General features: G+C 43.9%; 13 protein-coding genes. All 13 read left to right on the plus strand.

What is annotated here, in order from left to right; all coding sequences use genetic code 11:
- Positions 1-55 precede the first annotated feature (55 nt).
- A complete protein-coding gene (locus LZG71_RS06980) occupies positions 56-952 on the plus strand; it encodes a DUF58 domain-containing protein (RefSeq protein ID WP_233818416.1) in 897 nt (298 codons plus the stop codon).
- Complete coding sequence (locus tag LZG71_RS06985; RefSeq protein WP_233818418.1) at positions 952-2,154, plus strand: BatA domain-containing protein; 1,203 nt, start codon at positions 952-954, stop codon at positions 2,152-2,154. The genes LZG71_RS06980 and LZG71_RS06985 overlap by 1 nt, the downstream gene beginning before the upstream one ends.
- Positions 2,147-4,375: a DUF4175 family protein gene (locus LZG71_RS06990; protein WP_233818420.1), complete on the plus strand. Its 2,229-nt coding sequence runs from the start codon at positions 2,147-2,149 to the stop codon at positions 4,373-4,375. Before LZG71_RS06985 ends, LZG71_RS06990 begins: the two co-directional genes overlap by 8 nt.
- An 84-nt stretch (positions 4,376-4,459) precedes the next feature.
- Positions 4,460-6,127 carry a hypothetical protein gene (locus LZG71_RS06995; protein WP_233818422.1) on the plus strand — a complete coding sequence of 556 codons (1,668 nt, stop codon included), beginning with the start codon at positions 4,460-4,462 and terminating at the stop codon, positions 6,125-6,127.
- Between the two features lie 236 nt (positions 6,128-6,363).
- Positions 6,364-6,978: a TetR/AcrR family transcriptional regulator gene (locus LZG71_RS07000; RefSeq protein ID WP_233818424.1), complete on the plus strand. Its 615-nt coding sequence runs from the start codon at positions 6,364-6,366 to the stop codon at positions 6,976-6,978.
- 75 nt (positions 6,979-7,053) lie between these two features.
- On the plus strand, positions 7,054-8,085 hold the full coding sequence (locus tag LZG71_RS07005; protein WP_233818426.1) for an efflux RND transporter periplasmic adaptor subunit: 1,032 nt from the start codon (positions 7,054-7,056) through the stop codon (positions 8,083-8,085).
- 117 nt (positions 8,086-8,202) lie between these two features.
- Positions 8,203-11,331, plus strand: coding sequence for an efflux RND transporter permease subunit (locus tag LZG71_RS07010; protein WP_233818428.1), 3,129 nt, complete (start codon positions 8,203-8,205; stop codon positions 11,329-11,331).
- 15 nt (positions 11,332-11,346) lie between these two features.
- Positions 11,347-12,624, plus strand: coding sequence for a TolC family protein (locus LZG71_RS07015; protein WP_233818430.1), 1,278 nt, complete (start codon positions 11,347-11,349; stop codon positions 12,622-12,624).
- A gap of 464 nt (positions 12,625-13,088) precedes the next feature.
- Positions 13,089-13,328, plus strand: a complete 240-nt coding sequence (locus LZG71_RS07020) for a hypothetical protein (protein ID WP_233818432.1) — start codon at positions 13,089-13,091, stop codon at positions 13,326-13,328.
- Positions 13,312-13,923, plus strand: a complete 612-nt coding sequence (locus LZG71_RS07025) for a TetR/AcrR family transcriptional regulator (RefSeq protein ID WP_233818434.1) — start codon at positions 13,312-13,314, stop codon at positions 13,921-13,923. The genes LZG71_RS07020 and LZG71_RS07025 overlap by 17 nt, the downstream gene beginning before the upstream one ends.
- Positions 13,924-14,047: 124 nt before the next feature.
- A complete protein-coding gene (locus LZG71_RS07030; RefSeq protein WP_233818436.1) occupies positions 14,048-14,440 on the plus strand; it encodes an ester cyclase in 393 nt (130 codons plus the stop codon).
- A gap of 708 nt (positions 14,441-15,148) precedes the next feature.
- Positions 15,149-15,940, plus strand: a complete 792-nt coding sequence (locus LZG71_RS07035; protein WP_233818438.1) for a glycosyltransferase family 2 protein — start codon at positions 15,149-15,151, stop codon at positions 15,938-15,940.
- The gene (locus LZG71_RS07040) at positions 15,927-16,757 is read left to right on the plus strand and encodes a glycosyltransferase family 2 protein (RefSeq protein ID WP_233818440.1); all 831 of its coding nucleotides are present in this window, start codon (positions 15,927-15,929) and stop codon (positions 16,755-16,757) included. Before LZG71_RS07035 ends, LZG71_RS07040 begins: the two co-directional genes overlap by 14 nt.
- Positions 16,758-16,764 lie beyond the last annotated feature (7 nt).

Below are 16,764 nucleotides of genomic sequence, written 5' to 3' on the forward strand. Positions count from 1 at the left end.
AAAATGCCGTCAGGCATGAAACAACGATTAAAATCGTTTTTGAATACATTAAAAAATGGTAAAAAGTACCGGTTTACTGGCTTCCGATCTCATCAAGCTCAAAAATCTGCAACTGACGGGCAAACTCGTCAGTGAAGAATTGATGCTGGGAATTCATGCCAGTAAAAGATCCGGAATTGGAACAGAATTTGAACAATACCGACACTATGAACCGGGAGATGATCCGAAAAGAATAGACTGGAAACTGTTCGCCCGAACCGATAAACATCTTGTTAGGGAGTCATCAACAGAAAGCGACCACCAGGTGCGTTTTGTTCTGGATCTTTCAGGATCAATGAATTACGAAGAAAATGGCATAAGCAGATTGAACTATGGGCGCATTTTACTGGCTTCGCTGGCTTACCTGTGCTACATACAAAACGACCAGATGAGCCTGTATACTTTGCAAAATGGTGCTGTTCAAACCATTACGGCAAACGGAGCATCTGCATCGGGAAAACAGGCTTTTCAAAAAATATTGGTCGGGCTTGAAAAGACAGAAGCCGGTGGCGAATGGCCAAAAGAACATGTACTCAAATTTCCGGAGTTTCAGCAAAGGGGCAAGGAGCAGCTCATATTTGTCACAGACTTTTTGCAGGCAGGTGAAGAGTGGATGAGATTGATCAAATCGCTGGCGAATCCGAGACGGGAAATTGTGATTTTTCAAATTCTGGGTGATCAGGAAATGGATTTTAATCTAAAAGGATTTTATCGGTTTAAGGATCTGGAAACTGGCAAAGAAATAGAACTGGACGCGGAATCGGTACGGGAGAAATTTGTAGAATCTGCAACTGCTTATTTACAAAAAGTGAAGGCTGAATTACAAATTCCATACGTGCACCTCGTTCGGACAAAACTCAGCGATCCGATTGGCATGGTGTTGAAGGCATTTTTAACTAAAAGAAAAGGATAATGGCATTTTTGCAACCAGTCATGTTTTGGGGCGCATTGGCCATCGTGATACCCATCGTCATCCATTTCTGGTATCAGAAAAAGGGAAAAACAATTGCCTGGGCTGCAACACAATGGCTTACCGATAAAACTAATCTGCAACACAGAGGCATTCGTCTGGACGAAATACCGTTGCTGCTCATTCGCTGCTTACTCATCATTCTGCTTGCTTTGCTGCTTGCTAAACCTGTTGCCGACTGGTTGAAAGGAAATGAGGCAAATGCGGTTACACATGTTGTTGAAACAAATAGCCAGGTGGTTGGTAATTACCGGTTTGAAATTGAAGAAGCTCTGAGAAAAGGAGAGAAGGTATACTGGATTTCTCCTGGAACAGAGGAATTAAAAGACGTTTCTATTATTCCTGATTACGGTGCCCAGGTTTTAAATTTGCAGGAAAGCGTGTCACAGGCTGCCAAAAACGGAGCAAGAATTCATGTATATATCCGGAATAAGGCCGGTTTGGCAAGATTACCAAAAATCGTCATTCCTACCCCTTTTAAGATTTTTTCCACTATTGATTCTACAAAAAGAGCAACGCAACCTTTCATAAACGGAACCGAAGGTAAAGTAATTTCTGCTGATGCTCGTACTGGTTTGCTTACAACCGACACAGATAAAAACAACCTTGCTTCGGAGCCTGTTAATAAAGGAGATATTAAGGTTTTGCTTGATTATAAGAACGCCAATGAAATGCAAACTGTACAGGCCGCTTTGCTGGCTTTGCAGGATGTCTATTCCATTCCTTTTGTAATTGATAAAGAAAAAAAGGCGGTTTCAAATTACGATTGGGTATTTACCGACCAACAGATTGTAAATCCTGAACCTTATATTTTTTACATTACGTCAGGGAAAACTACGAGTGGGTTTTTGCCAGAAAACGTAATTGAAGTTCCGGACTCCATGCGTCTGGCGACATCTGATCTTGTGAAAAATGGCCGATTGCCCGAATGGTTGGGAAATAAATTGGTGGATTTTTACGGATTGAAGAAAAACGAAAATCCATTGAGTCAATCGCAGTTGAATGCTTTGTTTGTGCAATCTGACGTTACGTCCGGACAGAAGTCGGACTTGCTCTACCAATGGTTATTACTTGCTTTTGTGTTGACCTTATTATTGGAACGCTGGATTGCGATCAACAAAAACGTTAGCAGGAATTATGCTTGAATTAAAGAAACTGATCAATTCTGTCACCAATCAGCTCTACGCCAGCGCCGTGCTTCGTTGCATTTTGCTTGCACTTACCGGATGGCTTTTGATGTCCGCCGTTGAAAGTGCGCCGATTGCTTTGCGCTTTTTGGCAGCGGTTGTCGGGCTTGGTATCGGGATCTGGCAAACAGGAATTTATAAAAGCAAAAGGTCAAAAGCAGTCACACTGATTCATTCGCATGTTGGAGAAGCGGAATATAGTCTTCATTTGCTTGAAAAAGAGGAACTGAATCTGGCTGAACAATTGCAGCTCGAACGCCTGGGTGAGATTGCCCGTGACCTGCGTTTTCCATTTTCCAAGCTTTATTCCGGATTAGGCCTGTACATTGGGTTGCTGATGTTTTCGCTCGTGTTCTATTTCATTTACCCCAAAATAAACAGCTCAGCAGATGAAACGGAATCTGTGATTTCATCTGTCAATAATAAGCCTTCCAAGCAGAATGTGCTTGTAGCGCCTGTTTTCGAGAAAGCCAGTGTAACGGTAAATCCACCGGCTTACACGCAGCTTCCGGAGAAAACGGGTTCGGATATGAACATCAGTGCTATTGCTGGATCGGTGGTGCGCTGGAACATTCATTTCAGTCATAGCGATCAGTTATCTGTGAAGTTGGCAAACAGTCGGGGAGAAGAGGTTGCTTTTAAAAACAATGGCACTTCATTTCAGTATAGCGATCGCCTGACCGGCTCGGGATTATATGCTTTTAAGGCCTATTGGAAAGATTCTGTTGTATATCAGTCCGACTTTTACAGGTTGGAAGCACTTCCTGATTTTGCACCAAAAATTGAGCCGGTATCCAAAGAGCTATATAAATACCATTTTTTGAAGGAAGCAAAAACGCTTAAAGTCTCGGCAAAGATGTCCGATGATTTTAGGGTTAAGCAGGCTTTCATTGTTGCAACTGTGGCACGTGGAAGTGGTGAAAATGTCAAGTTCAGGGAAATGAAATTTCCACTGAGCCCTTCGGATTTTAAGGAAGCCAATCTTCAAAAAACGATTGATCTTAATGCGCTCAATTTTACGCCCGGTGATGAATTGTATTACTATTGGGCGGCGGTTGATAACAAACAGCCGGAGGCGAATTTTACCAAATCGGATACTTATTTTTTGGTCTATAAAGACACAGCCCAGGTGGAAGAAGCAGAGCTGGCAACGATGGCAGTTAACATTATGCCGGAATATTTCCGAAGCCAGCGGCAGATTATCATTGATACTGAAAAGCTGATTGCGAGAAAGAAAAAGCTGGATAAGAAGGAGTTTAATTCTATATCGAACGAAATAGGTTTTGACCAAAAAGTGCTGCGGTTGAGGTACGGACAATATTTGGGGGAAGAGTTTGAAACGAGTCTGGGCGGAGATGGTGGACCTCCTCATGGTGGAGAAGAGCCAGCATCAGGCAATATTCTGGATGCGTTTACACACAAGTCAGATGGAGAAGGCGAGGCTGCTGAAAGGCGCGCTTCCGAACCAGATCACAAACATGAACACGATCACGGCGGAGGAACAGATGCAGGTGAGCCCAAAGATGCACTTGCAGCCCTGATGGAGCAGTATGTACATACGCATGACGATGCAGAAACCAATACCTTTTACGAGCAATCGACCCGTAGTTTGCTGAAAATGGCGCTGGAAAATATGTGGCAATCGGAGTTACATCTGCGCATGTACGAACCTGAAAAAGCAATACCATTTGAAAACAAAGCACTGGAATTTCTAAAATCAGCGCAGCATAAAGCGCGCACTTTCGTGAAAAAAAGTGGTTATGATCCACCTCCGATTAAAGAAAAGGAAAAGCGGCTCACAGGTGAATTGAAGGATATGAGTACGGATTTTTCTTCGGAAAAAATTTACGATCAGAAACGTACCGGAGCATTGGCATCGCAGGTGCTGGGTTATCTGGATTACGGGAGGCTGAACAAATCACAGCAGGCCAAACTTCAAATGGCGGGTTCAGCATTATCCGACCGACTGATTAACAGCGGGCCGTTGAATGGCGGATTGCAGAATTGGGCAGGTATTGCTTCATTACAGAAACTCGTGAGTGGTAAATCACTAACAGAAAAGGAGAAACAGCAGTTAAAAGATGCGCTGTATAAGATTGCAGATCAGACGATATTGAACAGTAGAAGTTATTCCAGCGATAAAAAACTGGAAGAGGTTTTCTGGAAAAAAATGAGGTAGGTCTCAATGTGGAAATCAAATAAGAAAAATTAAAAGCGCTCGCACTTTTGTGAGGGAAGTGGGTTTTGGAAAGGCAATAGAAATATGATCCAATTTAGTTTCGACTGGGGAAGTGTATTAAATCAGATTATACTTGCATTTGCTGTTTTGCTTTTGCCGGTGCAGCTTTGGCTACTGGTGTTTCGCGGCAAGCCGGGCTTTTCAGGAAGACTTGCAGTCCGTACAGGACTTAATTTAATCTTGTGGATGGCGGTTCTTGCATTTATACTGCAACCATTCATCAGAAGGGAGCAAGCTTCAGGTGTTGGTCTTTTGGTAGGAGATGATGTGTCTTCTTCATTTAAAGAAAAACTTACAGACAGTCTGGCTAAGGCTGAAATGCTGGATTTGTCAGAAACGAATGATGTCGAAAATCTGTCGGTGATTGATACATTTTTGATTGCAGGGCAGGATTTTAAACCAGGTGTATTTCAGTCCTTGCTGACCTCGGAACATCGTCCTGTTTTGAAATGGATTCCCTTTTACAATGAAAACAAGGCCAGGAGTTTATCCTGGAAGGGCATTTTGAGAAAAGGTGAAATGCAGGTTTTACGTGGCGAAATCAGCTCTCGAAAAGATCAGATTTTGAGTGTTCGTTATGGCGCGCAGGTATTGGATAGTATCAAACTGAGTACTGGCGGGAATTCTTTTAAATTCTCTTTCCCTGTATTTACAGAAGGACGAGCTGCAATAACTCTGAATCTTGCTGGCACCACACTGGACACAATCCGTTATTTTTCACGCCCGGCAGAGTCGCTTACCTTCCGGTTTATTCAGGATAATCCTGATTTTGAAAGTAGAAATCTCGCTACCTGGCTCGGCAAAAATGGACATTCGGTATTGTATACCACCACACTGTCAAAAGATATTCAAAGCCAGCAGCTGATAAACAAAGCCAAAGATCCGGACATAGTGGTGACCGACCCTGGTAATGCTTCACACGCTGTTGTGAAAAAAGCACAGGCCGCGGGTAAGAGTGTTCTTTTTATAAATCTCACCAATCCGGTTACCGAAATTTCCAGAATTAATATGGCTATGGGCACCAAACTGGCGGTTCGTAAAACGTCTTCGCAAGAGACAGTTTCGGTTCTGCCAGGGTTAAGTGCATTGCCATATCAGTTTGCGGAATCAGGTCAATACATGTCGGTTGACAAATATCCGGTGGCGGTGGAACGCATGAAGGGAAGTATAGGTGTAAGTATGCTGAGTGAAACTTTTCCGCTGATGCTCGCAGGTGATAGTGTGACGTATCAGAACGTATGGAGTCGCATAATCGCAGCAGTTCGCCCGGCTTCGGGAGATAATCTGGAAGTGGTATCACCAATATATCAGGATGTTCAAAGCGAACTTAAACTGAATAATTTTTCCAAAAAACCGGAGATAATGTTAATGGGAGGGGACACCATTTTTCTGAACCATTCGGCCTTGAATGCGTCCTCATCCGTAGCGAATTTCCGGGCCACACAGGTAGGTTGGCTTACGCTCTCCGATTCTCTGAACAGCGAAATGTATATAGAAAAGGCATCTTCCGGTCTGAATGCTGCCAGAATGAAAGACTTCGTTCGGTCGTACACATTTGCACAGGATCAATCACGCCACTCCGTAACGGACACAGTTGTAAGTCAGGGTGTGAAAAAAAAGTTGCCAGATTGGGCATGGCTGGTCATTTTGGTATTTTGTTTTACAGCGGTCTGGATTGAGAACAAGCTGTAAAGTCAATTTTAATACAAAGAAATATTGAGCTTCTGATTTGCGAATCAGGAGCTTTTTTGTTTCGCTCCGCGAAGAAACGTGAAGCGGGCGGGTTTGGGTCATGACAATCGATAATTTGTCACCTTTCCAATAAATACTATGAAAAGGTCGGTATTGAAAATTTAAAATTCTCATTTCTGTTGTTTTAAAATATTTACTCCCTTACTTTTGGACTATATTATATAATTGGTCGAAAAATGAGAGTTAAAGCGAAGGATGAAATATTGAGAGAAAGAATATTGTCAGGGGCCGATAAGCTTTTTCAAAAGTATGGACTTGCGAAAACGACCATGGAAGATATAGCCAGGGAAGCTGGCAAGGGAAAGAGCACACTCTATTACTATTTCAAAAGCAAGGAGGAAATTGTGGATGCCATTATATACGATGAATCCGACAGGCTTTTTGCTGCAATACAAAGTGCTGTTGCAGAGGCGCCCACAGCAAAGGACAAAATGAAAGCATTAATTGTGACCCGGTTCAACCGGCTCAGGAATCTGACAAATCTGTACAATGCGCTGGTACAGGAAGTGAGGGAGGCTTTGGCTGAGCAATGTGTGAATGAGTTTTCAATCAGATACCGGAAACAATATGACTTAAAGGAGGCCGGTATTATCAAAAGTATACTGCAATACGGTATTGTAACAGGTGAGTTCCGGATTTTTTCCGAGAAGGAGCTTGAAATGATGTCTTTCATTTTTATGAGTTCTCAGCGGGGCCTGGAACTTGACCTGATCATTCATAACAAACTTGATGAAATACTACTTCGCCTGAATTTTCTGATTGAGATCATGCTTAGCGGAATCAGGAAGTAGTTATTTTTTTTGTCATTTGTTAGACTATAATACACAAATGTTCTATAATTCTATATATTTTACACCAACCGAAAAATGAAAATGTTTTTAAGAAGAGGTACTCTGGTACTGCTCGTATCCGGAGCATTGGTAGCTTGTAGCAAAAAAGAAGAGGATAAACCTCAGGCCCCAGTTCCAACAAAGGTTACCGTGCAGGAAATAACATCGGGCAACCAGGCCGAGGTTTTGCGCTATTCAGGTACGGTGGAGGCTGAAAATACGGTTCAGATAGGTTTTTCTGTTCCGGGCACAGTGTCGTCTGTATTGGTAAATGAAGGTCAGATTGTGCATGCTGGCCAGTTGCTGGCCAGTATTGATCCTACCGAGTACGACAATGCGTTGCTCATCGCAGGTGCGGGGCTGGAACAGGCGGAAGATATGTATACCCGGTTGAACGGTTTGTACGAGAAGGGAAGCCTTCCGGCAAAGGATTACATCGACATCAAGTCGAAACTTGCTCAGGCGAAGGCTAACAAGAACATGGCTGCAAAGCGTGTGAAAGATACGAAGTTATACGCTCCAATGTCTGGAATCATAACCGCGAAGCTTGTTGAAAAAGGGGCAATGGCAGCTCCCGGCGCACCGTCGTTTGCCATCATCAATACTTCGAAAGTATATGCGAGGGTGTCTGTGCCTGAAAGTGAAATCGGTAAAATAAGTAAAGGTCAAACTGCAAATGTTTCGATTTCAACGATTAACCAGCAGTTGACTGGCAAAATAGCGATCATCAATCCGATGGCCGACGCTGCTACAAAATCGTATAGCGTGAAGATACAACTTGCCAATGGTCAGGGGAAAATACTTCCGGGTATGATCGCTGACGCGGAGATTTCTACCGGCCAGAGCGTTGGCGCCATCACCGTTCCAACCAAAGCGGTTATCCGCGATGCAGACGACATCACTTACGTTTACGTGGCAAGTGGTGATAATAAAGTGGTTCGTAAAAGAATTACAGCCAGTGGACTGAAAGGCGATGACGTGGTGATCAGCGGTGGCCTTCAAAGTGGCGACCGTGTAGTGATCACCGGTCAGACAAAACTGAAAGACGGCGCGGCGATCAGCCTGTAAGCTACTTCTGTTTACAGGATTATAATAATTTGATAATCAATATAAATGATGGTAATGGCTCGCCCTTTTCCCGGAGAGAGCTCATGCCCAGTAGCTAACAGCTAATCGCTTCTTAAAATGAAAAAACGTACATTAAACTTTATAGAAGCCGCTATGAAGTATAAGCAGGTGACTCTTGTGGTAACCGGTCTGCTTGTGCTTTTAGGGGTGAACGCCTTGCTGACTATGCCGCGCAGCGAGGATCCGAAAATAGACATGCCGGTGGGGCTGGTGATGGCTTTTTATCCTGGTACAGATGAGGTTCAGATGGAGAAACAGGTAACCAACAAGATTGAGCAATATCTGTTTTCTTTTGAAGAGGTTCGTAAAGACAAAACCAAATCGGAAACGAAAGACGGTCAGGTTTTTATCACCGTAGAACTGCACACCACAGTAAAAGACCGGAAAAAATTCTGGAGTTCTTTGCAGCATGGTCTGAACATGAACATGGCCGGTGTGCTTCCAAAAGGCGTAATCGGGCCGATTGTGAACAGCAACTTCGGTGATGTGGTAGCACAAATGATCACCGTTTCTTCACCAAAAAGAAGTTATGCGGAGATTGAAAAGTATCTTGATAATCTGGAAGACGGTCTTAAAACGATTCCGACAGTTTCCAAAATCAATCGCTCCGGTGGGCAAAAACAGCAGATTTACGTAACCGTTGACGATCAGAAAATGCGTCAGTATGGTTTTGATATTTCCGCTATTGTAGGTGCACTGCAAACACAGAATGTGACGGGTTATACAGGCGAACTCACCGTTGCAAATAACAATGTGCCGGTATTTGCCAGTACAAGATATAATACGGAGGCTGACGTTGCCAACCAGATTATATACACCAATCCGAACGGTACGGTGGTGAGATTAAAAGACGTGGCGAACATAGAAAGACGCTATGAGGAAACATCGTCGTATATACGGGTAGGTGACGACAAAGTGATGATGCTTACCGTTGAAATGCAGCCTGGAAATAACATCGTAGAGTTTGGCCAGGAAGTGGAAGCCAAAATGGCGCAGGTGCAAAACACTTTTCCAGACGATGTGAAAGTAGAAGCGATCGTGAACCAGCCTGAAGTTGTAGGAAAAAGTATCAGTCATTTCATGGTTGAATTTGGCATCGCCATTGCTACGGTACTGGTTGTGATTATGTTGCTGATGCCATTCCGTATCGCCGCAATTGCTTCGCTTGCAGCGCCTATTTCCATTGCGATCACTTTTGGTATCATCAATCTGATGGGGATTGAACTACATCAGGTAACGCTCGTAGCGCTTATCATCGTGATGGGTATGGTGGTTGATAATGCAATTGTTGTTGTTGATAATTACATTGAAAAACTGGATGAAGGCATTACGCCATGGACAGCGGCATGGCAGGCGGCAACCCAGCTTTCGTTACCGATTTTCACTGCTACATTGGCAATTATTTTCGCTTTTGCTCCCCTGGCATTTTTCATGAATGGCATCGCCAAAGACTTTATCGCCGCATTGCCTGTCACGGTTGCGGTAGCCTTGGTCGCATCCATGGCGGTGGCATTGCTGGTGACACCGTACACTTGTTATTTGTTCATCAAGAACGGGTTGAAACACAAAGTATCTGATCGTCCTCCGAAACTGACAATTCTTGACAGGCTTCAAAATGGCTTTAATAAGGTGGTTGAGTTATGTTTCCGCCGCCCTAAATCCACCATTGCTGTGGCGGTTGTATCGGTCGTGATGGCATTGATTGTGGCAGGAAATGTAGATCAGGAGTTCTTCCCGACAGCGGAGCGGAACCAGTTTAACATGGAAGTGTGGCTGCCGAGCGGAACTTCATTACCAGTTACCGAAGATGCGGTTAAAAGGCTTGAAAAAATGCTGAAAGAAGACAAACGCGTGGTAAGCGTCGCCAGCTTTGTGGGAGGAAGTTCACCTCGTTTCCACATTACCTATGCACCGGAAGTGCCAAGAAGAAATTTTGCCCAGATATTCATTACCACCGTTGACGATGACGCGACCAACGAAATGGCAAAAGATTATCTCAAAAAACTGGATGGCTTTTTGCCGGATGGGGAAATAAAGATCAGGCAGCTGAGTATGCAGGCTACTTCTCCGATTGAGGTGCGCGTGATTGGTGATAACCTGCACGATCAGAAAAGGGTAGCTGCGCAGGTGGAAGAAATATTGAAAGGAGAGCCGGGTGCCAATTTCATTCGCAATGATTACGATACGGATAATTTCGGTGTAACTGTTAAAATAAAAGATGATGTAGCCAGCCGTTTAGGCGTTTCCAAACAGGCAATTACGCAAACATTGGGCGCTCAGCTGAAAGGTTTCAGCGCATCTACATTGTGGGAGGGCGACAAACCGGTTGACATATTCCTGAGATTGGATGCAAACAGCCGGAAGGATTTCAATGATCTTTCTGATCTGTACATCAGCACGCAATTTGGTGGAAAAGTACCTTTGAAAGAAGTTGCTGAACTGGTACCGGGATGGCACACGGGTAAAATAGCGCACCGAAACGGACTTCGTACACTTACGATCACTTCTGAAGCACAGAACGGAATTCGGGCCTCGAAAGTACAAGCCAACATCGAACCTAAAATTGCGGCATTGGATCTTCCCGACGGAATCCGGATCCAATATGGCGGTGAGCTTGAAAACAGTGGTGAAAATGCGCCGGGAATGGGCACATCGCTGGGTGTAAGTTTGATCCTCATATTCCTAACGCTTTTGTTTCAGTTTAAGAATTTCAAGAAAACACTCATCATTCTTGCCACTTTCCCGCTGAGTTTGCTGGGAGCATTTCTTGGTCTGTATCTGACAGGTAACCCAATGGGAATGACCGCGTTCATGGGGATTATTTCGCTGATCGGGATTGTAGTACGGAACGGTATTATCCTGGTCGACTATGCGGACGAGCTGGTACATGACCATGGTTATACGATCAAAGCAGCTGCATTGGCGGCGGCAAAACGCAGGATGCGTCCGATCTTCCTCACTTCATCTGCGGCAGCGGTGGGCGTAATCCCGATGATCATTGGTAAATCTCCAATGTGGGGACCATTGGCCAGCGTGCTTGCATTCGGACTCATGGTTTCGATGGTGTTGACGCTGTTTGTGGTGCCTGTTCTGTATTACATGTTTGTGAAACCAGAACCGGAAGAAGAGGAACTGGTACAGCCGGACGCCGACGAACACATCCAATACCGACCATCTCACGCATAAAAAAGGAAATTAATCATGAAGGCATATATAAAATACAGCTTTGCGGCGGCAGTGATCCTGCTTTCGCAGAGCACCATGGCACAACAAGTGCTTACGCTCGAAGAGGCCAGAAAGATGGCTCTTGAACAAAACAAGAAGATAAAACATGCGCAGTATAACATCGATGCTGCAAGGGCTGTGCAGGATGGAACGGAAGGACTCAACAAGCCAGCCATTGATGGTTCCGTTGCTGCTTTTCATGTCGGCAAGCCGCTCAGCAATCTCTTGCCCTCGGTAGGCGTAAGTCCATCTCTGACGGTAACGCAGCCTATTTATGCCGGAGGGAAAATAAGGCTCGGGCAGTCTGCGGCGGCGAAGGGTGTGGAGATTCAGGAAAAACAAAAAGCGCTGACGGAAACCGAAGTTTTGCTGAATGTGGACAAAGCCTATTGGCAGATTGTGAATGTGAATGAGAAGATCAAACTGGCGAACAAGTTCAAGGCGTTGTTGGAGTCGCTTGATAAAGAGCTCACCAATTCTTTTGACGCAGGTATGATCTACAAAAATGACCTGTTACGGGTTCAGGTTCAACGCAATGAAACAGAATTGAATATTGTAAAGGCCAGCGACGGGTTATTTCTTGCCAAAATGAATCTGGCTCAGATCATCGGCGCGCCAGCTGATTCGGACCTGACGCCAGGTGATTCGGTTATCGGTTCTTTCGAATCGCTTCCTTCGCAATCTTTTGAATCTGCTGTTGAAACACGTCCTGAGATTGAGCTGTTGAAAAACGTACTTCAAGCACAGGAGTTACAGAAGAAAATGCTTCAGGCAGATTTCAAACCAACCGTTGGTGTGCTTGCAGGTGGATTTGTTGGTTTTGGTAAAAAAATGAACATCGAAACTGGTGGCAATACCATGGCATCTTATTTTGGGATGCTGAGTGTGAACATTCCGATCTGGGACTGGGGACAAAAAGCGAGCAAGGTAAAGGAGCAGGGTTTTAAAATCCGTGCGCAGCAGGTTCAGATGGAAGAAACGAAAGAATTGCTTTCGCTTGAAATCCGGAATGCCTATCTGCAACTGAATCAGGCGGCAAAAAGAATTCAGCTGTCGGGTGCATCACTGCAACAGGCTGAGGAGAATCTTCGTTTGAGCAACGACCGTTTCAAGGCCGGAACTGTTACAGGTCAGGATGTACTGGAAGCGCAAACCCTCTGGGCTCAGGCGAATAGTAACATCATCGACGCGCAGATCGAATACAAAGTGAGTGAAGCGGTTTATAAAAAAGCGATTGGCGAGAATAAGCGTTGATAGGAGAAGAACGCAGCGCTTGTTTAATGCTAAGTGAAAGTGTCAATTTAATTGTCACCCTGAGCCTGTCGAAGGGCGCATTTCGAGGCTTCAACACGTGGTTATTGAGAAATTTCAACTGATTGATTGGTCGCAATTTGCACTTGGTTTCTCGGACTTCGACCGCATCGGCGGTTCGATCTGCTGCCATTGACACATTTGTAAAGTATTGATTGTCAATGATGAAAATTGGTTGCCCGCACTTCGACAGGGCTCAGTGTGACACACATTTTAGATAATTCAAGTCGGGTCGCCGGTGCGATAGTATTCATGTCATTTTCAACCGGGTCGCCGGAGCGACAGCTTGTTGCTCCAAAATAGTTACTCAGCATGACAACCACTTTGAGCGTCACCTATTGTTTTGATACAGCATATTAACATTGGGTTTCGGAGAAAGCGATTTTTCCGAACCCAATCATCAACAAATGAATGATAAATTAGTAGAACTGATGTTTTATACTTCGGGCCTGCCTGCTTCTGCAATGGTTGCGCATGCCTGCCTGGAAGAAGATCTTGGATTTGATAAGGCGAAAATGTCCGGGCTCGCAGACAAAATAAATGCGGAATTTAAGGTAAGCATTCCCGAGCAGGTTTGGTCGGTTTTCGAGAGAGTTGGTGATATAGATGATTATTTGAAAAAAGTAAAAAATGGCCATAACAACTGATGAGCGGATCGTGAGGAAGTCGTTGGAATTGTTCACCCGCTTTGGTATCAATTCTGTACGGACAGACGACATTTCCATGGAATTGGGTATATCCAAGAAGACTTTTTACAAGCATTTTATTAGTAAGGAGGAGTTAGTCGTATCTGTCACTGAGCGGCTGATTACTGATGCGCTGACAGAGATTGACAAACCTGTAAAAACATGTTCCAATTCTATTGTTCAGGCAAGTGAAATTTGGGACACTCTGATTGGTTTCCGGAAGAAAAATAATCCCAATTTCCTGATGGACATGAAGCGTTATTATGCACGGGCATGGAATCTGGTCGAAACGTTCAGAACCGAATATCTCACATCGGTACTTACCCGTAACCTGGAACGTGGTGTACGCCAAAGTTTGTACAGGGCAGATATGAACGAAAAGGTAATGGCACTGTTGTGGTTGGATTTAAGCCAGATGCAGTACAATGAAGATCCTTCGGACGTTGAAATAAAACACCATTTCATAAGGGGTTTGCTCACGCTCGAAGGGTTTAAAAATTACACGCAGACCTTCTGTAACAAATCGGATAAGCGTGACCTGCAAACAGTTGAATAGGTTTCTTGGGCTGATTAGCGTCTAACAATTGTTTCTTATGTCAAAATATTTTCTGATTTTTAATAGAAGTATATAAATGGATTGTTTCAGGAAGGGCTGAAATAACCGCGTTGACTCTTAGATTATGGAACAGATAAACAGAGCATGTGCCATTGGTTTTATTGAAAATATATGGAATCAGAGCCGGTTCGATATGCTTTCTGATTTTCTGCATCCGGGTTTCCGCGATTTCTCCCAGCCGTTTTTTGCTGTTCAGAACATCTCCGGTTTACGGCTCTATCTCAAAGAAATTGGTAAGGTTTTCATTCACAAAACAACGATTCAGGATTTGACCTGTGAGGGAGAAATGGTCCGCCTGAAAATAAAAATCGATTTTGCCCTTATTGAGATCCCGGATTTAATTGAAGCAGGTCAGCATGTTACTTCTCTGGCAGGATACCGTTACTTCAAAATGTCGGAAGGTAAAATTCTGGATCACTGGGAAGATCTGAAAGTGCCGGACCACGTTCTATCCTGATTTTTTTTCTAAATTTTCAGTAACCTCCCGGTTCATTTTTTTAGATCTGAGTTAGCCTTTGGCAACCAAACCAGGACCACTGGATTTTGGTCTGCTGGTGGTAGTAAACCTTCTACACGAGCAATGGTAATAAGCGATCTGCTTCATTATCAGGATGCCCGCCCATTCTTACCATCATCTCATATTTATTTGTTTGCATCCCCAAAAATTGTAACTACCGGGTAATTGAATTCTGTTTTTGTTAACCATTTTTTAACGCCTGAGGTTTAGATAATTAAGCGTGTTTCAAAAAAAAATTGTGCGATGTACAACATTGCTAAAAAATGCTATATTTGTCCAAATTAATGAAAACGGACACATACTTTACATAGCTTAAAGGTACTGGTTGAAACTAACTTAAATTCTATAACAGAACGACCTGATGCGGATGGGGAACGTTTGATTTCCCGCACAAATTCCAAGCGGATTTAGCAAGGTCAAAGCCACAACGGCGACTCACCCAACGTAAACGTCCAGTTTGCAAACCTTCCCAAGATCCTTAGGCTATATGCCTGTTTTACATTAACTTTTAAATCCCCTCTAAATGTACGTATACCTTATTTCGTACCTTTTGATCGACTCGTGAAATTCCCGAAAGACCGAAAGTGCACCCGGCATATACTGTATGCTGAGTAATAACCTGTATTTGATTTATTAGAATACAAAGCAATGTCATCCCCTAACACATCATTAATAATATCTACGTATAACTGGCCGGAGGCCCTTTATACTTGTCTGCTAAGCGTAGCAAGGCAGAAAGTTCTACCGGACGAAATCATCATTGCCGACGATGGTTCCCGGGAAGAAACGAGCGCTCTTATAAAAGCTATGAAGAGTGTCATCTCTGTTCCGATCGTTCATGTCTGGCATGAGGATCTTGGATTCAGAAAGGCTGAAATTTTGAATAAAGCTGTTCAGAAAAGTGCTGGTAAATACCTGATCCAGATCGATGGGGACGTGATCCTGCATCCATGTTTCGTTAAGGACCATTTGCTCGCTGCTGAGCAAGGTGCTTTTGTTCGGGGAACCAGAGCCCGGCTAACGCCTTCAAAAACTTCCGAATTGCTGGTAAGTGGTGATCTTGATCTTCATTTTTATTCTCTTGGAGTTTACAACCGGCTGAATGCGCTTAGGCTGCCATTGCTGAAATCATTCGGTGAACGTAAGGAAATGAAAAGCCGGAATGTGAGAGGAAGCAATCTTGCTTTCTGGAAGGCAGATTTCGTTCGTGTGAATGGTTACAATAATGACTTGCAAGGTTGGGGTCACGAAGACGAAGAACTTGCGGCCCGTTTTGTCAATAACGCTATTATCAAGAAAATTGTCAAGCTGAGCGCGGTTCAGTATCATTTGCATCACGACGAGTTGAAAAGGGAAAACGAGCCTTTTCATGCAAGCGCGGTACAAGATGCCATTATCAACAACCTTAAAACCTGTTACAATGGATATGGCCGCAGCTAGTTTGAACAGTAAACCAAAAACCAGCCTCATCATATCCACATACAATTGGCCCGAAGCGCTCAATCTTTGCTTGCAGAGCGTATGTAGTCAATCGGTATTGCCAGATGAGGTAATCATCGCGGACGATGGGTCGACGATCGAAACTTTCGATATGATTGAGGAAATGAAACGCAGGTTTCCCGTTCCGCTCGTTCATGTATGGCAGGAAGATGATGGATTTCAATTGGCTAAAATCCGGAACAAGGCAATCGCACGTGCCTCTCATGAGTATATCGTTCAGGTGGATGGAGATCTGATCCTTCATGAGAATTTCATAGAAGATCATCTGGAACTCAGCAAGCCGGGTACCTTCATAGCAGGTAGCAGGGTGATCATGAGCAAGGAATTGTCTGAAAAACTGCTGTTTTCAAAAGAGACCAGAATGGGATTTTTTGTTTCAGGTATGAGCAATATCATGAACCGGTTTTGGATCAAATCGCTCAGGAATTACTTCGCCGATCACTATAAACCACATGATATCAGAAAACTGCGGGGTTGCAACATGGCTTTTTGGCGGCAAGATCTGATACGTGTGAATGGATACAACGAAGATTTTTTCGGGTGGGGGAGAGAGGACAATGAAATTGCGGCGAGGCTGATAAATATTGGTGTTTATAAAAGAGCCATGAAGTTTGGCGGCATCGTTTTTCACTTGTACCATCCTGAAAAATGCAGGGAACGTTGCATCGAAAATGAACAACGTCTGGCTCAAACCGTTACTAATAAAATTATTTACTGCAACAGAGGCGTAAATCAATATGAATACGTAACTGTTTAATGGATCG

Source organism: Dyadobacter sp. CY312, from assembly GCF_021390535.1.
GTDB lineage: Bacteria > Bacteroidota > Bacteroidia > Cytophagales > Spirosomataceae > Dyadobacter.